This is a genomic window from Agrobacterium sp. 16-2014-1-2a (assembly GCF_053522705.1).
In genome coordinates this window covers 555,219-573,807 of the sequence record NZ_JBNWBX010000001.1, presented here as the reverse complement: position 1 = coordinate 573,807, position 18,589 = coordinate 555,219, and the positions used below count along the sequence as shown (strand labels likewise).

Annotated in this window: 18 protein-coding genes and 3 tRNA genes; 19 read left to right on the top strand and 2 right to left on the bottom strand. The window is 58.5% G+C overall.

Features of this window, described 5'->3' with window-relative positions:
* Positions 1–256 precede the first annotated feature (256 nt).
* Positions 257–2,455: an esterase-like activity of phytase family protein gene (locus tag ACQZ45_RS02820; RefSeq protein ID WP_113291483.1), complete on the top strand. Its 2,199-nt coding sequence runs from the start codon at positions 257–259 to the stop codon at positions 2,453–2,455.
* 208 nt (positions 2,456–2,663) lie between these two features.
* On the opposite strand, the gene ACQZ45_RS02815 is transcribed toward ACQZ45_RS02820, so the two are convergent.
* A complete protein-coding gene (locus tag ACQZ45_RS02815) occupies positions 2,664–2,804 on the bottom strand; it encodes a hypothetical protein (RefSeq protein ID WP_003512649.1) in 141 nt (46 codons plus the stop codon).
* 311 nt (positions 2,805–3,115) lie between these two features.
* A tRNA-Val gene (locus ACQZ45_RS02810) sits at positions 3,116–3,191 on the bottom strand.
* A gap of 226 nt (positions 3,192–3,417) precedes the next feature.
* Here ACQZ45_RS02810 and ACQZ45_RS02805 point away from each other — a divergent pair.
* The 18 genes from ACQZ45_RS02805 to ACQZ45_RS02720 all read left to right on the top strand — a co-directional run bounded on the left by ACQZ45_RS02805 (position 3,418) and on the right by ACQZ45_RS02720 (position 18,587).
* Positions 3,418–3,549 carry a hypothetical protein gene (locus ACQZ45_RS02805; RefSeq protein ID WP_003512651.1) on the top strand — a complete coding sequence of 44 codons (132 nt, stop codon included), beginning with the start codon at positions 3,418–3,420 and terminating at the stop codon, positions 3,547–3,549.
* 89 nt (positions 3,550–3,638) lie between these two features.
* Positions 3,639–3,715: transfer RNA gene (locus tag ACQZ45_RS02800), tRNA-Asp, on the top strand.
* Positions 3,716–3,757: 42 nt separating this feature from the next.
* Positions 3,758–3,834 (top strand) — tRNA-Asp (locus tag ACQZ45_RS02795).
* 435 nt (positions 3,835–4,269) lie between these two features.
* Positions 4,270–4,635 carry an NADH-quinone oxidoreductase subunit A gene (locus ACQZ45_RS02790; RefSeq protein WP_003512653.1) on the top strand — a complete coding sequence of 122 codons (366 nt, stop codon included), beginning with the start codon at positions 4,270–4,272 and terminating at the stop codon, positions 4,633–4,635.
* Positions 4,626–5,210: a NuoB/complex I 20 kDa subunit family protein gene (locus ACQZ45_RS02785; RefSeq protein ID WP_003512655.1), complete on the top strand. Its 585-nt coding sequence runs from the start codon at positions 4,626–4,628 to the stop codon at positions 5,208–5,210. Before ACQZ45_RS02790 ends, ACQZ45_RS02785 begins: the two co-directional genes overlap by 10 nt.
* 21 nt (positions 5,211–5,231) lie before the next feature.
* Positions 5,232–5,834: an NADH-quinone oxidoreductase subunit C gene (locus ACQZ45_RS02780; RefSeq protein ID WP_003512657.1), complete on the top strand. Its 603-nt coding sequence runs from the start codon at positions 5,232–5,234 to the stop codon at positions 5,832–5,834.
* The gene (locus ACQZ45_RS02775) at positions 5,831–6,259 is read left to right on the top strand and encodes a GFA family protein (RefSeq protein ID WP_003512658.1); all 429 of its coding nucleotides are present in this window, start codon (positions 5,831–5,833) and stop codon (positions 6,257–6,259) included. The genes ACQZ45_RS02780 and ACQZ45_RS02775 overlap by 4 nt, the downstream gene beginning before the upstream one ends.
* 1 nt (position 6,260) lies before the next feature.
* Positions 6,261–7,451: an NADH-quinone oxidoreductase subunit D gene (locus ACQZ45_RS02770; protein ID WP_003512668.1), complete on the top strand. Its 1,191-nt coding sequence runs from the start codon at positions 6,261–6,263 to the stop codon at positions 7,449–7,451.
* Entirely contained in the window at positions 7,451–7,711 is a 261-nt protein-coding gene (locus ACQZ45_RS02765) for a hypothetical protein (RefSeq protein ID WP_003512670.1), read from the top strand. The genes ACQZ45_RS02770 and ACQZ45_RS02765 overlap by 1 nt, the downstream gene beginning before the upstream one ends.
* A 16-nt stretch (positions 7,712–7,727) precedes the next feature.
* Positions 7,728–8,837: an NADH-quinone oxidoreductase subunit E gene (locus ACQZ45_RS02760; protein ID WP_003512671.1), complete on the top strand. Its 1,110-nt coding sequence runs from the start codon at positions 7,728–7,730 to the stop codon at positions 8,835–8,837.
* Between the two features lie 10 nt (positions 8,838–8,847).
* On the top strand, positions 8,848–10,152 hold the full coding sequence (gene nuoF, locus ACQZ45_RS02755; RefSeq protein WP_003512673.1) for an NADH-quinone oxidoreductase subunit NuoF: 1,305 nt from the start codon (positions 8,848–8,850) through the stop codon (positions 10,150–10,152).
* A 156-nt stretch (positions 10,153–10,308) separates the two neighbouring features.
* Positions 10,309–12,390, top strand: coding sequence for an NADH-quinone oxidoreductase subunit NuoG (gene nuoG, locus ACQZ45_RS02750; RefSeq protein ID WP_003512675.1), 2,082 nt, complete (start codon positions 10,309–10,311; stop codon positions 12,388–12,390).
* Between the two features lie 12 nt (positions 12,391–12,402).
* Positions 12,403–13,449, top strand: a complete 1,047-nt coding sequence (gene nuoH / locus ACQZ45_RS02745) for an NADH-quinone oxidoreductase subunit NuoH (RefSeq protein ID WP_003512677.1) — start codon at positions 12,403–12,405, stop codon at positions 13,447–13,449.
* A 36-nt stretch (positions 13,450–13,485) separates the two neighbouring features.
* Entirely contained in the window at positions 13,486–13,977 is a 492-nt protein-coding gene (gene nuoI, locus ACQZ45_RS02740) for an NADH-quinone oxidoreductase subunit NuoI (RefSeq protein WP_003512679.1), read from the top strand.
* A 141-nt stretch (positions 13,978–14,118) separates the two neighbouring features.
* Complete coding sequence (locus ACQZ45_RS02735) at positions 14,119–14,733, top strand: NADH-quinone oxidoreductase subunit J (RefSeq protein ID WP_003512680.1); 615 nt, start codon at positions 14,119–14,121, stop codon at positions 14,731–14,733.
* A 29-nt stretch (positions 14,734–14,762) separates the two neighbouring features.
* Positions 14,763–15,071, top strand: coding sequence for an NADH-quinone oxidoreductase subunit NuoK (gene nuoK / locus ACQZ45_RS02730; RefSeq protein ID WP_003496445.1), 309 nt, complete (start codon positions 14,763–14,765; stop codon positions 15,069–15,071).
* A 7-nt stretch (positions 15,072–15,078) separates the two neighbouring features.
* Positions 15,079–17,076: an NADH-quinone oxidoreductase subunit L gene (gene nuoL / locus ACQZ45_RS02725; RefSeq protein WP_013635952.1), complete on the top strand. Its 1,998-nt coding sequence runs from the start codon at positions 15,079–15,081 to the stop codon at positions 17,074–17,076.
* Complete coding sequence (locus tag ACQZ45_RS02720; RefSeq protein ID WP_013635953.1) at positions 17,076–18,587, top strand: NADH-quinone oxidoreductase subunit M; 1,512 nt, start codon at positions 17,076–17,078, stop codon at positions 18,585–18,587. Before nuoL ends, ACQZ45_RS02720 begins: the two co-directional genes overlap by 1 nt.
* Positions 18,588–18,589: the final 2 nt, after the last annotated feature.

Here is an 18,589-nt window from a genome sequence, read left to right as displayed (position 1 = left end):
CGGGCGGCTTTTCGAATTGCTTTTTCGGATAGCCCTTTTTTCGAACCGGCAAGATGTACTTGAAAGTAGGAGAGCGCGCCTGTGTAGCCTCCATCCGGTCACACGGCGCTCTGATACGCGGAATGTGCGCACGAACAGGAAAGCCCGGCCTTCATGGTCGGGCTTTTTGATTCCTCCGACAGGAAATGTCATGCCGCTGTCATGTCTCTGACGCAGAAGCCATAGGGTGTTTTTTTGGATCCAAGGGGGATTTATAATGGCGTTCCGACTTTCTCAGATGGCTTTGACTGCTGCTCTGCTCACGTCCGCGGCCTTTCCGGCTGCTGCCGAGCCGGTTTTCAACCGCATCGCATCTTTCCCGGTCGTAAAGAACCTGCCAGCGGACAAGGACGCGAAGGCCGTCACTTCAGCTGAAATCGTAACCGCCAGCGAAGATGGCAAGACACTGATCTATTCGGACAGCCCGCTTGGCGGCATTGGATTCGTTGACATCACCGACGCCAAGGCACCCAAGGCTGGCGGCGCGTTGCTGCTGGAAGGCGAACCGACCTCGGTTGCCGTTGCTGGCGCCAAGGTTCTGGCCGGTGTCAACACGTCCGAAAACCGCGCCAAGCCGTCCGGCAAGCTGGTGACGGTCGATATCGCCACCAAGAAGATTGAAGCGAGCTGCGATCTCGGCGGCCAGCCAGATTCTGTCGCAATTTCCCCGGACAAGACCTTCGCCGCTATCGCGATCGAAAACGAACGCGATGAAGAGGTGAACGAAGGCGCCCTGCCACAGATGCCGGCCGGTTATTTGGTGACGGTCGGTCTGAAAAACGGCGTTGCCGACTGCGCGACGCTGAAGAAGATCGACGTGACCGGCCTTGCCGAAATCTCCCCGGAAGATCCGGAGCCGGAATTCGTCTCGATCAATGCCAATGGCGAGATCGCGCTCACGCTGCAGGAAAACAACCACATCGTCGTCATCGACGGCAAGACCGGTACGGTAAAGACGCATTTCTCCGCCGGCACGGTTGATCTGGAAGGCGTCGACACGAAGACGGACGGCCAGATCAAGTTCACCGACAAGCAGGAAGGCCGCAAGCGTGAGCCAGATGCCGTGAAGTGGCTGGACAATGACCGCATCGTCATCGCCAATGAGGGTGACTGGCAGGGCGGCGCGCGCGGCTTCACCATTTTCGACAAGACCGGCAAGCTTCTTTATGAAGCCGGTGCCACCCTTGAGCACGCTGCCGCCAGCATCGGCCACTATCCGGAAAAGCGCTCCAAGGCCAAGGGCATCGAGCCGGAAGGTCTGGAGGCGGCAACCTTCGATGGCCAGAAGTACTTCTTCGTTCTTGCCGAGCGCGCGTCTCTCGCTGCGGTCTACAAGGATACGGGCGGCACACCGGAACTGGTCCAGCTTCTGCCCTCGGGCATTTCGCCTGAAGGCGCCGTCGCCATTCCGTCGCGCAATCTTCTCGTCACTGCCAACGAAGCCGATCTCGTCGAAGATGGCGGCGCTCGCTCGCATGTCATGATCTATGAACGCGCAGAAGGCCAGATTGCCTACCCGCAGCTCGCTTCCGCCACCGTTGATGGCGCACCGATCGGCTGGGGCGCTCTCTCCGGTCTGGTGGGCGATGCTGAAAAGCCTGGCATCCTCTATGCCGTGTCCGACTCGGTCTATGGAAACCAGCCGTCGATCTACACCATCGACGCAACGAAGAAGCCCGCCACCATAACCAGCGCCCTGCGCATCAAGCGCGACGGTATCGCAGCTCAGAAACTCGACATCGAAGGCATTACGCTTGACGGTAAGGGCGGCTTCTGGCTGGCCTCGGAAGGTGACAGTGCCAAGCTCGTGCCCCACGCACTCTACAATGTCAGCGCCAAGGGCGAGATCAAGGCTGAGATCGCTCTGCCGAAGGAACTGCTGGCTGGCGAAACCCGCTTCGGTTTCGAAGGCGTGACCATGATCGGCAAGGGCGACGACGCGACGCTGTGGATGGCCGTACAGCGCGAGTGGGGCACGGACGAGAAGGGTTTCGTCAAGCTCGTCTCCTACAATCCGAAGTCCAAGGAATGGGGCGCCGTGCGTTACCCGCTCGACAAGACCGAGGCAGGCTGGGTCGGCCTTTCTGAAATCACCGCACAGGGCGACTATGTCTATATCGTCGAGCGCGACAATCAGGTCGGTGACAAGGCAAAGATCAAGAAGCTTTACCGCGTCGCGATCGCTGACCTGAAGCCGGGCAAGATCGGTGGCGAACTGCCGCTGGTGGCCAAGCAGGAAGCACATGATTTCCTGCCGGACCTCAAGGCCCAGACGAATGGCTATACCGTTGACAAGCTGGAAGGCTTCACCTTCGACAAGGCAGGAACGGCCTATGTCGTCACTGACAATGACGGCGTCGACGGATCTTCCGGCGAAACGCTGTTCTTTACCGTCGATCTAAAGGCGATCAACTGATCGGTCCGAATAGAATCGCAAATGAGAAAAGCCGGGCATAGCCCGGCTTTTTTGTGCGGCGGAAGAAACCCCGATCTGGGGAATGCCGATTCCCCACGATGAGTCGCATACCAGCCGTTAAAACCGGCATGGTCGCGTCGCTATCGCATAATCGAGGGTGTTATCCGGAGGACTTCCATGAATGTGCAGTGGACCAGATCGCTAGAGATCACCGCCCCATGGAATTCTTGCTTTTGGGAGTGCTGTCTTTTTCCGAGTCCTGCTGGACCCAGCGGAAAAAAATATAAACAGGCAGCGCAATAAGCGCGAGTGTTACAAACGCGTCGACCGACATGGTTTCATCCATCATTTATACCGTTCATCATGAAACGGCTCGAAAACAATGCATGAAATCTCTTTAAAAAGTCTGAATCTGCTTATTTTTCGGGATGTTGCGGGGTGGCACACCTATTGGAGCCGGCCTGTATGAATGTGAAACAGGAGTGCCGATCTGGCATAGACTCACGCCGGAAAAGCCGCTTCACCAGCCCAAGGCCGCGGCCGTCTACAGAATCGGGGGCAGGGCCCGTGATTCCCGATGCCGGAGGTTTACGGCGGAACGCACCGACATCCGAAAGAGCTTCGGCCTGGTAACGCACAAATTCTGAAGAAGCTGGAAAATGGTGGGCGATGAGAGACTCGAACTCCCGACATCCTCGGTGTAAACGAGGCGCTCTACCAACTGAGCTAATCGCCCTTCGCGTCTTGCAGATCGTGTCTGCCGCGTCGGTGGCCGTGATGTATTCGGATCGGAAAAAAACCGCAAGGGCTTTTGTGAAGTTTTTTTGTTTTTTTTCCGGACAGCTTTGCCCATTGGCAGAGGTGATCGGCAAAAAGCCGGGAACTGCGGGCTTTTCGATAAAAACAACGCCCGACCGTTACCTTTGGCGGTATGCTGGAATCGCGTTACGGACACCCCGGCTGTGGACAAGTTTTTTGTTTTTGTTGGGAAAAGCCCGGAAAACAAGGCATTCGCTGCAATGCCGGTCAAAGGCCTTTCAGTTTTTTCCGATCAAAATGAAGAAGCTTATTCTTTTGTCGTGAAACCTGCTTGACACCCCCGCACGAACGCCGTAGTTAGCCGCTCAACGAACAGCCGAGGCTGGTTCGTACGGCGAGACTAAGGTCTTGTCGGTCAGGATAAGCGGGTGTAGCTCAGTTGGTTAGAGTGCCGGCCTGTCACGCCGGAGGTCGCGGGTTCGAGCCCCGTCACTCGCGCCATCCTGTTCCTCGGAAAAAAACGCAGACGAATGTCTGTGGAGCGCGGGTGTAGCTCAGTCGGTTAGAGTGCCGGCCTGTCACGCCGGAGGTCGCGGGTTCGAGCCCCGTCACTCGCGCCATTTCTTTCACCGAAATGACACTCCCAAACGAAGCGAGCAGGCATCGTCCTGCCACATCGGCAATGGCGATTTCAGCGCCTGTTTCCGGCATTCGCGAGCGCGGTTTTTCCTGCTGTTTTTAGTCAAGTTTCGATATCGAGAGATCGTCACTTCGCTGCCATTTTGACGTAAAATTCGTGTGACTTTTTTGCGGTTGCGTCGTTCAATCGATTATTATTGTATTTGAGGGGCTTAGCCCGGAATTGTGGCCCAAATTTGCGTCAATTCCGGCAATATTGTTGCCAATCAATGCGGCAGGTGTCTTGAAATGGTGCCTAAACTCTTGCAGAGAGAGCGCGGCTGCGCTAACCACTTTGGCGTTGCAACATATTTGTGCGCCTTTAGACTTTCAGTCGCAAAGGCAGGTCCGGCACCCGGCCGGACAGGGAAGAGACCATGACTGAACTCCTCAGTTCCTATATTCCGATCGCAATCTTTATCGGTATCGCTCTTGTCATTGGCCTGGCGCTTCTCATCGCGCCTTTCGCTGTCGCTTATAAGGCGCCGGACCCGGAAAAGCTCTCCGCTTTCGAGTGCGGTTTCAATGCCTTCGACGACGCCCGCATGAAGTTCGATATCCGGTTTTATCTGGTGTCCATTCTCTTCATCATCTTCGACCTGGAAGTCGCCTTCCTGTTCCCCTGGGCTGTGTCCTTCGGTGACATGGGCTGGTTCGGTTTCTGGTCTATGATGGTGTTCCTCGCCGTTCTCACCATCGGCTTTATCTATGAGTGGAAGAAGGGAGCGCTGGAATGGGCATGAGCCAGAACAACAGCACGCTCGTTGCACCGCAGCCGAAGGGGATCATCGATCCCGCGACCGGCAAGCCTGTCGGCAGCAACGATGCCTACTTCACGGAAATCAACGACGAGCTGGCCGACAAGGGCTTTCTCGTCACCTCGACCGACGAGCTGATCACCTGGGCGCGTACCGGCTCCCTGATGTGGATGCAGTTCGGTCTTGCCTGCTGCGCCGTCGAGGGTCTGATGCAGGCTTCCGGCCCGCGTTACGACATGGAGCGCTTCGGTGTCGCCCCGCGCGCCTCGCCGCGCCAGTCGGACGTGATGATCGTCGCGGGAACGCTGACCAACAAGATGGCGCCGGCACTGCGCAAGGTCTATGACCAGATGCCCGAGCCGCGTTATGTCATCTCCATGGGCTCCTGCGCCAATGGCGGCGGCTATTACCATTATTCCTACGCCGTCGTGCGCGGCTGCGACCGAGTCGTCCCGGTGGATATCTACGTTCCGGGCTGTCCCCCCACGGCGGAGGCGCTGCTTTACGGCGTGCTTCTGCTGCAGAAGAAGATCCGGCGTACCGGTACGATCGAGCGCTAAGGGCAAAGGACGGATTAAGGAATGAGCGAAGCTCTAAACGATCTTGCTGCTTACGTTAAGGAAGCGCGTGGTTCCCTCGTGGTTTCGGCCGATATCGCCTATGGCGAGCTGACGCTGAACACGACGACGGAAAGCGTTATCGCGCTTTTGACGTTCCTGCGTGACGATGTGCAGTGCGGTTTCGTCAACATCATCGATATTTGCGGCGTCGACTGGCCGCAGCGCGAGAAGCGTTTCGACGTTGTCTATCACCTCTTGTCGCCGCGCCAGAATCTGCGCGTGCGCATCAAGCTGCAGGTGGCGGAAGACGAGGGCGTTCCCTCGGCAACCTCCGTTTACATGGGTGCAGACTGGTTCGAGCGCGAAGCCTGGGATATGTACGGCATTCCTTTCGAAGGCCATGCGGATCTTCGCCGAATCCTCACCGATTACGGTTTCGAAGGTCATCCGCTGCGCAAGGATTTTCCGGTTACCGGCTTTGTGGAAGTACGCTACGATGACGTTCTGAAGCGGGTTCTCTATGAACCGGTCGAACTGAAGCAGGAATTCCGCAATTTCGATTTCCTCTCTCCCTGGGAGGGGACTGACTATGTTCTCCCGGGTGATGAAAAGGCCAAGCAATGAGCGAAGCCCCCGCGACAGAGCACGGACAATGTCTTTGCGGCGCCGTTGGCTTCAATGCCAGCATCGGCGCCCGCGAATTCGGCGTTTGCCATTGCTCGATGTGCCGCCGCTGGTCCGGCGGAACATTTCTGGCTGTCGAATGCGCTGACGTGGCCATCGAGAACGAGGAACATTTCGGTGTTTATACCTCGTCGGAATGGGGCGAGCGCTGCTTCTGCAGGAATTGCGGCAGCACGCTGATGTGGCGCTCCAAGGATGGCAAGCATTTTGCCGTCTCGTTGCAGGCTTTCGACAACCCTTCCAGTTTCCATTTTGCGTCGCAGATTTTCACGGATGAGAAGCCCTCGAGCTATTCTTTCGCGCAAACCACGCAGAATATGACCGGCCCCGAATTCATCGCCATGATCACCTCGGCGGAGCACTAGAATGACTGAGCATAACGTCCGCAATTTCACGATCAACTTCGGTCCGGAACACCCTTCCGCGCACGGTGTGCTGCGCCTGGTTCTGGAACTGGACGGCGAAATCGTCGAGCGCGTCGATCCGCATATCGGTCTTCTGCATCGCGGCACCGAAAAGCTGATCGAGACCAAGACCTACCTTCAGGCGGTGCCTTATTTCGACCGTCTCGACTACGTCGCGCCGATGAACCAGGAACACGCTTTCGCGCTCGCCGTCGAAAAGCTGCTGGGTCTCGAAATCCCGATGCGCGGCCAGCTGATCCGCGTGCTTTATTCGGAAATCGGCCGCATCCTGTCGCACATCATGAACGTGACGACTCAGGCCATGGACGTCGGCGCAATGACGCCGCCGGTCTGGGGCTTCGAGGAACGTGAAAAGCTGATGGTGTTCTACGAGCGCGCCTGTGGCGCCCGCATGCACTCGGCCTATGTTCGTCCGGGCGGCGTGCATCAGGATCTGCCGCCGGAGCTGGTGGAAGACATCGGCAAATGGTGCGATCCCTTCATTACCGTTCTCGACAATATCGAAGGCCTGTTGACCGACAACCGCATCTACAAGCAGCGTAACGTCGATATCGGCGTCGTCTCGCTTGAAGACGCCTTCGCCTGGGGTTTCACGGGCGTCATGGTGCGCGGTTCGGGTGCTGCCTGGGATTTGCGTCGCGCGCAGCCCTACGAGTGCTATTCCGATCTGGAGTTCGATATCCCCGTCGGCAAGAACGGCGACTGCTATGACCGTTACCTGATCCGCATGCAGGAAATGCGCGAATCGGTGAAGATCATGAAGCAGTGCGTCGATCTTCTCTCCGGCAAGCACCGCATCGGTCCGGTCTCCTCGCTGGATGGCAAGGTGGTTCCGCCCAAGCGCGGCGAGATGAAGCGTTCGATGGAAGCTCTTATCCATCACTTCAAGCTCTATACCGAAGGCTATCACGTTCCCGCCGGCGAAGTTTACGCCGCCGTCGAAGCGCCAAAGGGCGAGTTCGGCGTCTACGTGGTCGCCGATGGTTCGAACAAGCCCTACCGCTGCAAGATCCGCGCGCCGGGTTATGCACATTTGCAGGCGATGGATTTCCTGTGCAAGGGCCATCAGCTTGCCGACGTTACAGCCGTGCTCGGCTCCCTCGACATCGTGTTCGGGGAGGTCGACCGCTGATGCGTCTGCCGCTGGCCATCTTGGCTTTTCTTGCTTCGATGTCGACCTCCGTTCTCGCCCAGACCGCGACGGACGAGGGGGGCGTATCGCTATCAAGCAGCGGCGGTTCCACCATCAAGCAGCTTCTGTCTTCGGGATATGAGATCAAGGCCTCGGTTCCCAATGGCAGCAAGTTCATCGTGTTCATGCAGAAAGACAAGGCGGCTTATGCCTGCGAATTCGTCACGGTGGCGAGATCGCGTTGTGAGACGTTAAACTGAAAAGGCGTGAGGAAGTATGTCCGTTCGTCGACTAGCCGAAGATCAGTTCCAGCCCGTGGCATTTGCCTTTAACGCGGATAATACCGCATGGGCGGAAAAGACGATCCAGAAATATCCGGAGGGACGCCAGCAATCGGCGGTTATCCCGCTGCTTATGCGTGCGCAGGAGCAGGACGGCTGGGTTACCCGCGCCGCCATCGAAAAAATCGCCGACATGCTGGATATGGCCTATATCCGCGTCATGGAAGTGGCGACCTTCTACACCCAGTTCCAGCTGAAGCCGGTCGGCACACGCGCCCATGTTCAGGTTTGCGGCACCACGCCCTGCATGCTGCGCGGCTCCGAAGCGCTGATGGATGTCTGCCGCAAGAAGATCCATCACGATCCGCTGCACACCAACGAGAGCGGCACGCTGTCCTGGGAAGAAGTGGAATGTCAGGGCGCCTGCGTCAATGCGCCGATGGTCATCATCTTCAAGGATGCCTATGAGGATCTGACGCCCGAGCGCCTGGAAGAGATCATCGACACGTTCGAGGCAGGCAAGGGCGACACGGTCAAGACCGGCCCCCAGATCGACCGTCACCAGTCGGTGCCCGTTGGCGGCCTGACGACGCTGACGGAAGAGATCAAGCCAGATCGCTCCAATCTCGACAAGCCTGCGGAAGCTCCGGCGGAAGCAGCCCCCGTTCTTCCTTCGAATGCCGCCAAGCCGAAGACGGACGCACCGGAAACCGACCCGAAGCTGAAGACGCCTGCGAACGAGCCCAAGGCTGCTGCGGAAAATGCAAAGGCAGGGGAACAGCAATCGGCGGGCAAGGAAGCGACAGCATCCAGACCGTCGCTTGAGTCGGCCGACCGTCCGGCAGGCATTGAAAAGCCCGCTGCGCCCGATGACCTGAAACTCATTTCAGGCGTTGGCCCGAAGATCGAAGGCACGCTTAACGAGCTCGGTATCTTCACCTATGCGCAGATTGCCGGCTGGAAGAAGGCCGAGTGCGACTGGGTGGATGGTTATCTGAATTTCAAGGGCCGCATCGAACGCGATGAGTGGATCAAGCAGGCCGAGGCGCTCGCCAAGGGTGGCGAAGCCGAGTATATCAAGGTCTTCGGCAAGAAGCCGCGGTAAAGGGTGAAGCATGTTAAAAGATCAGGATCGCATCTTTACCAATCTCTACGGCCTCAAGGACAAGTCCCTGAAGGGCGTGAGGGCGCGTGGCCACTGGGATGGCACCAAGCAGATCATCGAAAAGGGTCGTGACTGGATCATCAATGAGATGAAGGCTTCCGGCCTTCGCGGTCGCGGCGGCGCAGGCTTCCCGACGGGTCTCAAGTGGTCCTTCATGCCCAAGGAAAGCGACGGCCGTCCGCATTATCTCGTGGTCAACGCCGACGAATCCGAGCCCGGCACCTGCAAGGACCGCGAAATCCTGCGCAACGATCCGCATACGCTGATCGAAGGCTGCGTTATCGCCGGTTTCGCCATGGGTGCGCACACCGCCTATATCTACGTGCGCGGCGAATATATGCGCGAACGTGAGGCGCTTCAGGCCGCCATCGACGAATGTTACGATGCGGGCCTGCTCGGCAAGAACAACAAGAACGGCTGGGATTTCGACATCTACGTCCATCACGGCGCAGGTGCCTATATCTGCGGCGAAGAGACAGCACTGCTTGAAAGCCTCGAGGGCAAGAAGGGCCAGCCGCGCCTGAAGCCGCCGTTCCCGGCCAATATGGGTCTTTACGGTTGCCCGACGACCGTCAACAACGTCGAATCCATCGCCGTTGCTCCGACCATTCTGCGCCGAGGTGCGGCATGGTTCTCGTCTATCGGCCGTCCGAACAATGTCGGCACCAAGCTGTTCATGGTCTCCGGCCATGTCGAGCGTCCATGCACCTTCGAAGATGCGCTGGGCCTGTCCTTCCGTGAACTGATCGAACACCATTGCGGTGGCATTCGCGGCGGCTGGGACAATCTGCTTGGCGTCATCCCCGGCGGCGCATCCTGCCCCATCGTGCGCGGTGAGGACATGAAGGACGCCATCATGGACTTCGACGGCATGCGCGAAGTGAAGTCGTCCTTCGGCACCGGCGGCATGATCGTCATGGACAAGTCCACCGACGTCATCAAGGCGATCGCCCGCATCGCGGCCTTCTTCAAGCATGAAAGCTGCGGCCAGTGCACGCCGTGCCGTGAAGGCACCGGCTGGATGTGGCGCGTGCTGGAACGCATGGTGAAGGGCAACGCGCAGAAGCGCGAAATCGACATGCTGTTCGAAGTGACGAAGCAGATTGAAGGCCACACCATCTGTGCTCTCGGCGACGCCGCCGCATGGCCGGTACAGGCGCTGATCCGCAATTTCCGTCCGGAGATCGAAAAGCGCATCGACCAATATACCTACAGGGCCATGGATGATGGCGCTGTTCTGGAAGCTGCCGAATAAGCTTTTCGCAGTTTGCATGCGGCGCGGGGATGATCCCGGCGCCGGAAAACCATGAAGCGCCTGACCGACGAGATCAAGTGTCGGGCGCGATTAAGGATTTGTTGCGGACCGTGTGAGAGACACGGGACGAACAGGCAACAGGACGTAAGTAGAACCATGGCAAAGCTCAAGGTTGACGGTAAAGAGATCGAGGTTCCGGATCATTTCACGCTGTTGCAGGCGTGCGAGGAGGCTGGTGCTGAAGTTCCGCGCTTTTGTTTTCATGAGCGCTTGTCGGTCGCGGGTAACTGCCGCATGTGTCTCATCGAGGTGAAGGGCGGACCGCCCAAGCCCGCCGCATCCTGCGCCATGGGCGTGCGCGACGTTCGCGGCGGCCCGAATGGCGAATTGCCTGAAGTTTTCACCAACACGCCGATGGTCAAGAAGGCCCGCGAAGGCGTGATGGAGTTCCTTCTCATCAACCACCCGCTCGATTGCCCGATCTGCGACCAGGGCGGCGAATGCGACCTGCAGGACCAGGCTATGGCCTTCGGTATCGCCGGTTCGCGTTACGCGGAAAATAAGCGTGCGGTTGAAGACAAATATATCGGTCCGCTCGTCAAGACGGTGATGAACCGCTGCATCCACTGCACGCGCTGCGTCCGTTTCACCACGGAAGTTGCTGGCATCGCCGAACTCGGCCTCATCGGCCGCGGCGAGGACGCTGAAATCACCACCTATCTCGAGCAGGCAATGACCTCCGAGCTTCAGGGCAACGTCGTCGATCTTTGCCCGGTCGGTGCGCTCACCTCCAAGCCTTTCGCTTTCACTGCCCGTCCGTGGGAACTGAACAAGACCGAAACCATCGACGTGATGGACGCTCTCGGTTCGGCAATCCGCGTCGATACCCGTGGCCGCGAAGTCATGCGCGTCATGCCGCGTGTCAACGAGGCAATCAACGAAGAGTGGATTTCCGACAAGAGCCGCTTCATCTGGGACGGCCTGAAGACGCAGCGTCTCGACCGCCCTTACGTCCGCAAGGATGGCCGCTTGCAGCCCGCAAGCTGGGGCGAAGCCTTCGGCGCTATCAAGCAGGCGGTTGCCGCAACCAGCGGCAGCAAGATCGGCTCGATTGCCGGTGACCTTGCTTCCGTCGAGGAAATGTTCGCGCTGAAGTCGCTTCTGGCGTCGCTCGGCTCGGCCAATGTCGATTGCCGTCAGGATGGCGCAGCGCTTGATCCGTCTTTGGGTCGCGCCAGCTACCTGTTCAATTCCACAATCGAAGGCATTGAGCACGCGGATGCGCTGCTGATCGTCGGCGCCAACCCGCGTTATGAAGCGGCCGTGCTCAATGCACGTATCCGCAAGCGCTGGCGTCGCGGTGGTTTCCCGATCGGCGTGATCGGCGAAGCCGGTGAGCTGCGCTACAACTACGAATATCTAGGCTCCGGCGCGGAAACGCTTTCCGATCTCGCCAATGGCTCTCACAGTTTCATTGAGAAGCTGAAGTCCGCCAACAACCCGCTGATCATCATCGGCCAGGGCGCTCTGGCACGCGCCGATGGTGCAGCCGTTCTCGCGGCCGCTGCGAAGCTTGCCGTTTCGGTTGGCGCAATCAGCGAAGAGTGGAACGGTTTCTCGGTGCTTCACACCGCCGCTGCCCGCGTAGGTGGTCTCGACATCGGCTTCGTGCCGGGCGAGGGCGGTGTTGCTGCTGCCGAAATGGTAACGTCCATGGACGTTCTCTTCCTGCTCGGCGCTGATGAAATCGACCTGTCGAACAAGGGCGCCAAGTTCACCGTCTATATCGGCAGCCACGGCGATCATGGCGCGATGAACGCCGACGTCATCCTTCCGGGTGCGGCCTATACCGAAAAATCCGGTATCTGGGTCAACACCGAAGGCCGCGTTCAGGTGGGCAACCGCGCCGGTTTCGCACCAGGCGAGGCCCGTGAAGACTGGGCGATCCTGCGTGCGCTTTCCGACGTGCTCGGCAAGAAGCTGCCGTTCGATTCGCTGTCGGCGCTGCGCGGCCAGCTTTATGTCGCGCATCCGCATCTGGCGGAAACCGATGAGATCGTTGCCGGCAACGGCGCGGATGTCGAGGCACTTGCCGCTCGCGCGGGCAGCCTCAATAAGTCTGCGTTTGCCTCGCCGGTAAAAGACTTTTATTTGACGAACCCGATTGCGCGCGCATCCGCCGTCATGGCCGAGTGTTCCGCATTGGCCCGCAACAATTTCCAGGCTGCGGCAGAGTAAGGGTAGGGGATTATGGATTCGTTTTTCTGGAGCTACGTCTGGCCCGCGCTGATCATGGTCGGCCAGTCCCTGCTGCTTCTCGTTTGCCTTCTGGTGGCCATCGCCTTCCTTCTGCTTGCCGACCGTAAGGTCTGGGCAGCCGTGCAGTTGCGCCGTGGTCCCAACGTCGTCGGCCCCTTTGGTCTGTTCCAGTCCTTCGCCGACCTTTTGAAATTCATACTGAAGGAACCCGTCATTCCGGCGGGCGCCAACAAGGCGGTCTTCCTTCTGGCGCCGCTGGTTGCCGTAACGCTGGCGCTCGCCACCTACGCGGTCATCCCCTTCGCCGATGGCTGGGTCGTTGCCAATATCAATGTCGGCATTCTCTACATTTTCGCGATTTCCTCGCTTGAAGTGTACGGCATCATCATGGGCGGCTGGGCTTCGAACTCGAAGTACCCGTTCCTCGGCGCGCTTCGTTCGGCGGCGCAGATGGTGTCATACGAAGTGTCTATTGGCCTCGTCATCGTCACCGTGCTTCTGTGCGTCGGCTCGCTCAACCTCACGGATATCGTTCTGGCGCAGCGCACCGGCCTCGGCACGATGATCGGTCTGCCGGCCTCGTTCCTCGACTGGCACTGGCTGTCGCTGTTCCCGATGTTCATCGTGTTCTTCATCTCGGGTCTTGCCGAAACCAACCGTCCGCCCTTCGACCTTCCGGAAGCGGAATCGGAACTGGTGGCCGGTCACATGGTCGAATATGGCTCGACGCCTTACATGATGTTCATGCTCGGCGAATATGCTGCGATCGTCCTGATCTGCTGCCTGACGACGATCCTGTTCCTTGGTGGCTGGCTGCCGATCGTGGATGTGTGGTTCCTGAACTGGATTCCGGGCATTGTCTGGTTCGCGCTCAAGGGCTGCATGGTTTTCTTCATGATCGCTCTGGTGAAGGCCTTCGTTCCGCGTTACCGCTATGACCAGCTCATGCGCCTTGGCTGGAAGGTATTCCTGCCGCTGTCGCTCGCCATGGTCGTTATTGTTGCATTCGTATTGAAGCTGACGGGGTGGGCCGGTTGATGTCCGTACTCCTCGCTCAGAAATCTGGAGTTTGAGATGGCAAGCCTTTCCCAAGCCGTCAATTCACTGTTCCTCAAGGAGTTCGTCGGTGCGATCTTCCTGACGATGCGCCACTTCTTCAAGCAGAAGGCCACGGTGAATTATCCTTTCGAAAAGGGCCCGGTGTCTCCGCGCTTCCGCGGCGAGCATGCGCTGCGCCGTTATCCGAACGGTGAAGAGCGCTGCATCGCCTGCAAGCTGTGTGAGGCGATCTGTCCCGCTCAGGCGATCACCATCGAAGCCGGTCCGCGCCGCAATGACGGCACCCGCCGCACGGTGCGTTACGACATCGACATGGTGAAGTGCATCTATTGCGGTTTCTGCCAGGAAGCCTGCCCGGTGGATGCCATCGTCGAAGGCCCGAACTTCGAATTCGCGACGGAAACCCGCGAGGAGCTTTATTTCGACAAGCAAAGGCTTCTCGACAATGGCGACCGCTGGGAGCGTGAAATTGCGCGCAACCTCGCACTGGATGCGCCTTACCGTTAAGGCGCAACCGTCTTTCCGGGGGAGACCCCGGGAAGCGAAGAAAGAGTAAAAGAGCCTGCACGGTTATCGCCGGCAGGGACGAAACGGGTAGAGCGCGCGATTGCGCGGTCTTTGCCCGGATGAGGACAAGAAGGCACCAACATGGGTCTGCACGCTGTATTCTTTTATATATTCGCTTTCGTCGCCGTGGCGTCTGCGTTCATGGTCATCGCATCGAAGAACCCTGTTCATTCGGTGCTGTTTCTGATTTTGACCTTCTTCAACGCAGCCGCGCTGTTCCTGCTGACGGGGGCCGAATTCCTCGCCATGATCCTGCTCGTCGTTTATGTCGGTGCGGTGGCGGTGCTCTTCCTCTTCGTCGTCATGATGCTGGACGTGGATTTTGCGGAGCTGCGCTCCGGCGTGCTGCAATATGCGCCGATCGGTGCGCTGATCGGTATCATCCTCGCGGCTGAACTGATCGTCGTGGTCGGCGGCAGCGTGCTCAACCCGCAGGCGGCCAAATCGATTACCATGCCGATCCCGTCACCGGCCGTGCGCACCAATACGGCCGCGCTGGGCGACGTGCTCTATACCAATTACGTCTACTTCTTCCAGCTTGCCGGTCTCGTGCTGCTGGTGGCCATGATCGGCGCCATCGTGCTGACGCTGCGTCACCGCACCGACATCAAGCGGCAGAACATATCCACGCAGGTCGGACGTGACCCGAAGACCGCAGTCACCACGGTCAAGGTCAAGCCGGGCCAGGGCATCTGAAGGCGCGAACGGATCCAAGGAAACAGAATATGGAAATCGGTCTTTCCCACTACCTGACGGTCAGCGCGATCCTCTTCACGATCGGCATCTTCGGTATCTTCCTCAACCGGAAGAACGTCATCGTCATCCTCATGTCGATCGAGCTCATCCTGTTGGCGGTCAACATCAACATGGTGGCGTTCTCGGCTTTCCTGAACGACATCGTCGGCCAGGTCTTCGCACTGTTCATTCTGACCGTCGCAGCCGCCGAAGCGGCCATCGGTCTTGCAATACTCGTTGTCTTCTACCGCAACCGCGGATCGATCGCTGTCGAAGACGTCAATATGATGAAGGGCTGATAAGGCTATGATCTACAAGGCTATCGTCTTTCTTCCCCTGATCGGCTTCCTGATTGCCGGCCTGTTTGGCCGGTCGATCGGCGCCAAGGCTTCGGAATATGTCACCACCGGTCTGATGATCGTGGTTGCCGTCCTGTCGTGGATCGTCTTCTTCTCCGTCGCGCTTGCCCATGGCGAGCCGGGCGAGGTGATCAAGGTCACCGTGCTGCGCTGGATCCAGTCCGGCGGCATCGACGTTGAATGGGCGTTCCGCATCGACACGCTGACGGCTGTCATGTTCGTCGTCGTCAACACCGTCTCGACTCTGGTGCACCTCTATTCGATCGGATACATGCACCACGATCCGCATCGTCCGCGCTTCTTTGCCTATCTTTCGCTGTTCACCTTCGCCATGCTGATGCTGGTGACCTCCGACAACCTGCTGCAGATGTTCTTCGGCTGGGAAGGCGTTGGTCTGGCGTCGTACCTGCTGATCGGTTTCTGGTTCAAGAAGCCTTCGGCGTCTGCTGCTGCCATGAAGGCGTTCATCGTCAACCGTGTTGGCGACTTCGGCTTCATTCTCGGCATATCAGGCGTCTTCGTGCTGTTCGGCTCGATCAATTTCGAGACCATCTTCGCTGCCGCCAGCACCTATCTGCCGGCTGAAGGTGCAGCTTCCACCGAAACCGTCATCAACCTGTTCGGCATGCAGCTGGACAAGGCCAATGCGATGACGGGCGTCTGCCTGCTGCTCTTCATGGGCGCCATGGGTAAGTCGGCGCAGTTCCTGCTGCACACCTGGCTGCCGGACGCGATGGAAGGCCCGACCCCTGTGTCCGCCCTCATTCACGCCGCAACAATGGTCACCGCCGGTGTCTTCCTGGTTGCCCGCATGTCGCCGCTGTTCGAATTGTCGCATGATGCGCTCACCGTCGTGACGCTGGTCGGCGCCATCACCGCCTTCTTCGCAGCGACCGTCGGTCTCGTGCAGAACGATATCAAGCGCGTGATTGCCTATTCGACCTGCTCGCAGCTCGGTTACATGTTCGTGGCACTTGGCGTCGGCGCTTATGGCGCGGCCGTGTTCCACCTCTTCACGCATGCCTTCTTCAAGGCACTGCTGTTCTTGTGCGCCGGTTCGGTTATCCATGCCGTCGATGGCGAGCAGGACATGCGTTACATGGGCGGCCTGCGCAAGCATATCCCCATCACCTTCTGGACGATGACCGTCGGCACGCTGGCGCTGACAGGTGTAGGCATTCCGGGCACGATGATCGGCTTTGCCGGCTTCTTCTCGAAGGACGTGATCATCGAATCCGCTTATGCGTCCCATTCGGTGCTGTCAGGTTTCGCCTTCACGCTGCTGGTCATCGCCGCGCTGTTCACCAGCTTCTATTCCTGGCGTCTGGCGTTCATGACTTTCTTCGGAAAGCCGCGCGCTTCGGCTGACGTGATGCACCATGTGCATGAATCGCCGATGGTCATGCTGATCCCGCTCTTCATCCTCACCGTCGGCGCGATTTTCGCCGGTGTTGTCTTCGAAGGTTACTTCTTCGGCCATGAATATGCCGAGTTCTGGAAGGGTGCTCTCTTCACGCTTCCGGAAAATGAAATCCTTGACGAGTTCCACCATGTTCCGCTGTGGGTCAAGTGGAGCCCGTTCTTCGCCATGGCGCTTGGTTTTGTCACCGCATGGTACATGTATATCAAGTCGCCGGAGACGCCGAAGCGTCTGGCAGCGACCCATCGCGGCCTCTATCAGTTCCTCTTGAACAAGTGGTATTTCGACGAGCTTTACGACTTCCTGTTCGTGCGTTCCGCAAAGGCGCTTGGCCGCTTCCTGTGGAAGAAGGGCGACGTGGCCGTCATCGACCACTACGGACCGAACGGCATTGCAGCGCGTGTGGTTGACGTGACCAACCGCATGGTCCGCCTGCAATCCGGTTACCTTTATCACTATGCCTTTGCGATGCTGATCGGCATCGCGGCGCTTGTCACCTGGATGATGCTCGGGAGTGCGTTTTGATGACCGATTGGCCAATTCTTTCAACGGTCACCTTTCTGCCGCTCGTCGGCGTGGTGCTCTTGCTGCTGACCAATGAGAACGGCCCTTACGGTCGCCGCAATATTCTCAACGTCTCGCTGCTGACGACCGTTTTCACCTTTCTGGTTTCGCTGTTCGTCTGGATCGGCTTCGATAATTCGAACCCCGGTTTCCAAATGGTGGAAAAACACGCATGGTTCGGCAACATCGCCGCCTATCATCTGGGCGTCGACGGCATCTCCATGCTGTTCGTCATCCTCACCACCTTCCTCATGCCTTTCTGCGTGTTGGCAAGCTGGCAGTCGGTTGAAAAGCGCATCAAGGAATACATGATCGCCTTCCTGCTTCTGGAAGTTGTCATGATCGGCGTCTTCGTGGCGCTGGATACGGTTCTTTTCTACGTCTTCTTCGAAGCAACGCTGATCCCGATGTTCATCATCATCGGCGTCTGGGGCGGCAAGGATCGCGTCTACGCATCCTACAAGTTCTTCCTCTACACGCTGCTCGGCTCGGTTCTGACCATGCTCGCCATCATGGCGATGTACTGGCAGTCCGGCACAACAGACATGACCGAACTTCTGAAATACGGCTTCCCGGCCGGCATGCAAACCTGGCTATGGCTTGCCTGTTTCGCCGCCTTCTCGGTCAAGATGCCGATGTGGCCGGTACACACCTGGCTGCCGGATGCGCACGTGCAGGCGCCGACCGCGGGTTCCGTCATTCTGGCAGGCGTCATGCTGAAGCTTGGCGGTTACGGTTTCATCCGTTTCTCGCTGTCGATGTTCCCCTTGGCGTCGGACTATTTCGCTCCCTTCGTCTTCACGCTGTCGGTTCTCGCCATCATCTACACCTCGCTGGTGGCGATGATGCAAGACGACATCAAGAAGCTGATCGCCTATTCCTCCGTCGCGCACATGGGTTACGTGACCATGGGCATCTTCGCGGCCAATGTGCAGGGCGTGCAGGGCGCAATCTTCCAGATGCTGTCGCACGGCATCGTGTCGGGCGCGCTCTTCCTCTGCGTCGGCGTCGTTTACGATCGGCTGCATACCCGTGAGATCTCTGCCTATGGCGGTCTCGTGAACAACATGCCGAAATATGCCGTCGCCTTCATGATCTTCACCATGGCCAATGTCGGTCTGCCCGGCACCTCCGGCTTCGTTGGTGAATTCCTGACGCTGATCGGCGTATTCCGCGCCAACACGCTGGTCGCGCTGTTTGCGGCAACCGGCGTCATCCTCTCGGCCGCTTACGCGCTGTGGCTCTACCGCCGCGTGATTTTCGGTGCGCTTGAGAAGGAAAGCCTGAAATCGATGCTCGATCTGTCAACCCGCGAAAAGGTCATCCTTTATCCGCTGGTTGCGCTGACGATCTTCTTCGGCGTCTATCCGGCTCCGGTTTTCGATGCGACAGCCGCTTCGGTCGATCTTCTGGTAAACAACTATACGGCTGCATTGCAGGCGGCGCAAAATGTTGCGCTTTCTATGAATTGACG

Excerpts from the sequence above, each read along its gene's own strand:
- ACQZ45_RS02720 (WP_013635953.1), top strand. The coding sequence starts at position 17,076 with ATGACCGATTGGCCAATTCTTTCAACGGTCACCTTTCTGCCGCTCGTC.
- ACQZ45_RS02775 (WP_003512658.1), top strand. The coding sequence starts at position 5,831 with ATGAGCGAAGCCCCCGCGACAGAGCACGGACAATGTCTTTGCGGCGCC.
- ACQZ45_RS02820 (WP_113291483.1), top strand. The coding sequence starts at position 257 with ATGGCGTTCCGACTTTCTCAGATGGCTTTGACTGCTGCTCTGCTCACG.
- nuoK (WP_003496445.1), top strand. The coding sequence starts at position 14,763 with ATGGAAATCGGTCTTTCCCACTACCTGACGGTCAGCGCGATCCTCTTC.
- ACQZ45_RS02735 (WP_003512680.1), top strand. The coding sequence starts at position 14,119 with ATGGGTCTGCACGCTGTATTCTTTTATATATTCGCTTTCGTCGCCGTG.
- nuoF (WP_003512673.1), top strand. The coding sequence starts at position 8,848 with ATGTTAAAAGATCAGGATCGCATCTTTACCAATCTCTACGGCCTCAAG.
- ACQZ45_RS02765 (WP_003512670.1), top strand. The coding sequence starts at position 7,451 with ATGCGTCTGCCGCTGGCCATCTTGGCTTTTCTTGCTTCGATGTCGACC.
- ACQZ45_RS02770 (WP_003512668.1), top strand. The coding sequence starts at position 6,261 with ATGACTGAGCATAACGTCCGCAATTTCACGATCAACTTCGGTCCGGAA.
- nuoH (WP_003512677.1), top strand. The coding sequence starts at position 12,403 with ATGGATTCGTTTTTCTGGAGCTACGTCTGGCCCGCGCTGATCATGGTC.
- ACQZ45_RS02790 (WP_003512653.1), top strand. The coding sequence starts at position 4,270 with ATGACTGAACTCCTCAGTTCCTATATTCCGATCGCAATCTTTATCGGT.
- nuoI (WP_003512679.1), top strand. The coding sequence starts at position 13,486 with ATGGCAAGCCTTTCCCAAGCCGTCAATTCACTGTTCCTCAAGGAGTTC.
- nuoL (WP_013635952.1), top strand. The coding sequence starts at position 15,079 with ATGATCTACAAGGCTATCGTCTTTCTTCCCCTGATCGGCTTCCTGATT.
- ACQZ45_RS02780 (WP_003512657.1), top strand. The coding sequence starts at position 5,232 with ATGAGCGAAGCTCTAAACGATCTTGCTGCTTACGTTAAGGAAGCGCGT.
- nuoG (WP_003512675.1), top strand. The coding sequence starts at position 10,309 with ATGGCAAAGCTCAAGGTTGACGGTAAAGAGATCGAGGTTCCGGATCAT.
- ACQZ45_RS02760 (WP_003512671.1), top strand. The coding sequence starts at position 7,728 with ATGTCCGTTCGTCGACTAGCCGAAGATCAGTTCCAGCCCGTGGCATTT.
- ACQZ45_RS02815 (WP_003512649.1), bottom strand. The coding sequence starts at position 2,804 with ATGATGGATGAAACCATGTCGGTCGACGCGTTTGTAACACTCGCGCTT.
- ACQZ45_RS02785 (WP_003512655.1), top strand. The coding sequence starts at position 4,626 with ATGGGCATGAGCCAGAACAACAGCACGCTCGTTGCACCGCAGCCGAAG.